Here is a 3209-nt window from a genome sequence, read left to right as displayed (position 1 = left end):
GCGATATGACGAAGTCAACGGCGAAAGGAAAAGTCCCAGGGCGCTGCCCTGGACCGCCGGGGGGGTAATCCTTTATTTCAACCCCAGTTTGCGCAGGATGATCAATCCGGGGCAAAGGCCGGTAATCCCGGCGAAGGTCAGGAAAAAGACGGGCACATAGAGAAACCAGTGAACATTGCCAAATCCGCTCAGAACAATGCCGGCCAGAATAATGGCGGCCTGTACGAGGAAATAGAGACGTTGGGCGCTCATGTCGGCTCCTGGGAGCAGTTTGTGGAGGAGGGCAGCATCCGGGCCAGGGAACGGAAGTGGAACAGGGCCTCCCTCAGGGTATCGAGTTGATCGGGTGAGGACGTCCCCTGCTGCAACGGGTCGATGGCCCGTTGCAGCAGGGAGAAGCCGTGGTCCCGCGCCAGCCGGGCCAGCTCCCGAAGCGGGACGTGGGGATCCATGGCCGGTGAGGAGAGGGCGTCGAGGAGTTGCTCCGAAGTCTCGGCAAGAAGGTGCTGCAAAGCGGCGAACGCTGCCGCCCCCGATTTTTCGCGGCATTCCAGGAGTTGCACCAGGGACAGCAGGAATTCGTCAAGCTGGGCCATGGCCCCCCGCAGATGGGTGATCAGGTCGAGGGCCTCTTCCGGGGTGCAAACCGAGGCGCGCAGCTCCAGTTGCTGCGCCAGATCGGCAGCGGCGTGGGCCCCGATCTGGCGCAGATTGCTCTTCAGGGTATGGGCTTCGCGCATCCACACGGTGGGTTGATGCCGACGCACGGCGCTTTCGAGAGCGGCCAGGCGTTGCGGCAGGCTCTGTCGCAACACGGTGAACAGGTCCAGCGCCTCGGAATCGAGATCGACAAGCAACTCTTCCAGGTGATGCTCGTCCAGAGTGGGGACGGGGGGTTCCGGTGTCACCACGGGCGGGGTTTGGCCCGGAGCGAGCAGCCAGCGGCGCAACGCGGCGTGAATGCCCTCGCGTCCCACGGGTTTGGTGAGGTAGTCGTCCATGCCGGCGGCCAGGGAGCGCTCCCGATCCTCCCGGGTGGCGTTGCCGGTGAGGGCGATGATGGGGGTGCGGCGTCCTTGTTCTTCCCGGCGGAAGGTGCGGCACACCTCGACACCGTCCATGCCCGGCATCTGCCCGTCCAGAAAAACCAGATCGAAGGACTCGTTGCGCAACATCTCCAGGGCCTGATGGCCGTTTTCCGCCTGACGCAACACCAGGGGAAAACGCTTCAGCATGCCTTGCAACACCGAACGGTTGACCGCGTCGTCGTCCACCACCAGAATGCGCGCCCCCTGGGGAATGGCCTGAACCGGGGCTTCGCTTTCGGCGGGCCGGGGCGAGGTTGCGGGGGGCAGGGGCAGGATGAGCCGGAACGTGGTGCCCTGGTCCGGCTCGCTCTCCACCTGGATCTCTCCCTGAAGAAGCTCCACCAGGCGGCGACAGATGGCCAGCCCCAGACCGGTACCGCCGAAACGGCGGGTGGTGGAGCTTTCCAGTTGCTCGAATAGCTTGAACAGGCGGGAGAGATTCTCCGGTGCGATGCCGATGCCGGAATCGCGCACCTCGAAGCGAAGGTATCCCGTTTTGCCCGGTTCCGTCAGCGGAGTCGCGGCCAGCACCACCATGCCTTTCGGCGTGAACTTGACGGCGTTGGAGAGCAGATTGGCCAGCACCTGTCGCAGCCGGGCGCTGTCTCCCGTGACCCATTCCGGCAGGTTCGGGTGCAGCCGCAGCTCCAGAAACAGTCCTTTCTGCCGCGCCAGCCCTTCGAAGAGGTCGGCCACCTCTTTGAGCAGGCGGGGCAGGTTGAAATCGGCGGCTTCCAGCTCCAGCCGTCCCGCCTCGATCTTGGAGAAGTCGAGAATGTCGTTGATGATGGCCAGCAGGGAACGACCCGAATTGAGCAGGGTGCGCAGGAAGCCGCGTCCTTCCGGGTTCAGGGGCACCTCTTCCAGCAGTTCCGCCATGCCCAGGATGCCGTGCAGCGGGGTGCGGATTTCGTGGCTCATGGTGGCCAGAAAGAGGCTTTTGGCCTGATTGGCCCGATCCGCCTCCTGCAGGGCCAGATGCAGATCCCGGGTGCGGGCGGCCACGGTCTCTTCGAGTTCGATCTTGGTGCGATGCAGGGTTTCCTGTTCGCGACGGGTGGCTTCGTCCCGCTGCCGACGCAGCAGATTGACCTGATCCACCAGCGCCAGGGAGAGAAACGCCGCCTGCAGCCAGAAGCCGACGCGACCGCCCCAGATCGTCATGGCGGTGATGGGCAGCAGGCCCATCAGACGTAACAGGGAGAGCATGATGCCGATGCTCAGGAAAATGGAGCCGATGGCATAGAGCCTGGCCTGCATGCGTCCCCGGTACCACATCCAGGAGGAGAGCAGCAGCGGCAGGGTGGCCGAGAGCAGGGTGGCCAGAATCGCCAGACTGCTGGCCGGGTGACGCCAGCCGATCAACACCAGCAACAACGCCAGCAGGCTGATGTACATGATGCCGCGAAACAGCCGGTCGATGCGGGGCATGGAACGGGTTTCCAGAAACACCCGGGCGAACTGCAGGCCCAGCGGATAGGCCAGACAGAGCAACAGCATGGGCAGCCCGTCCGAGATCCACGGGTAGTTGCTGTAGAGGTGGCGGTATCCGAAGCCTTGCCAGGTGAAGATCAGGGCGGTGAAGGCCGCGATGAAGCCGAGATACCAGAAATAGGCCGGGTTGCGGGTGGAGAGATAGATGAACAGGTTGTAGAGCAGCATGAAGGCCAAACCGCCGAAATAGAGGCCGTAGAAGAAGCCCTGCTGTTCCTGGTAGATGGCGAAATTTTCCGGGGACCAGGCGGAGAGGGCGGTTTCCATGAGGCCCCAGTCCGCGTAGGCCAGGCGCAGATAGACGGTGCTGGTGGCGCCGGGCGGGGTTTCCAGGGGGAAGACGGAATATTCCGAAGAGTGGGGTCGATTCAGCATGGGGCGGTGGTCGCCCTGCTGCCCGATACGCGGGGAGGGTTGGCTGGAGGTGATGTGGTAGGCGTCCACGAAATCGAGGGGGGCGTGAACGGATTGCAGCATCCAGTGGCGTGTTACCGCATCGGGATTGACCGCCTCCAGGCGGACCCACCAGGCGGAGCTGGTGCCGCCGCGATGGGTGGAGCCGCCGTCGCCGACGGCCTGGAAGCGGGAGGCCATGGCGGGATCGCGCACCTGTTCGAAGCTCAGGGT

2 protein-coding genes are annotated in these 3209 nt (G+C 64.1%); both read right to left on the bottom strand.

Features of this window, described 5'->3' with window-relative positions:
- Nucleotides 1-72: 72 nt before the first annotated feature.
- Nucleotides 73-252 carry a hypothetical protein gene (locus HQL56_19165; protein ID MBF0311637.1) on the bottom strand — a complete coding sequence of 60 codons (180 nt, stop codon included), beginning with the start codon at nucleotides 250-252 and terminating at the stop codon, nucleotides 73-75.
- Nucleotides 249-3209, bottom strand: a 2961-nt coding sequence (locus tag HQL56_19160) for a response regulator (GenBank protein ID MBF0311636.1), incomplete at its 5' end; no start/stop codon positions are given. The genes HQL56_19165 and HQL56_19160, both read right to left, overlap by 4 nt.

The organism is Magnetococcales bacterium (genome assembly GCA_015231925.1).
GTDB lineage: Bacteria > Pseudomonadota > Magnetococcia > Magnetococcales > JADGAQ01 > JADGAQ01.
This window is presented reverse-complemented; position numbering and strand designations above follow the sequence as displayed.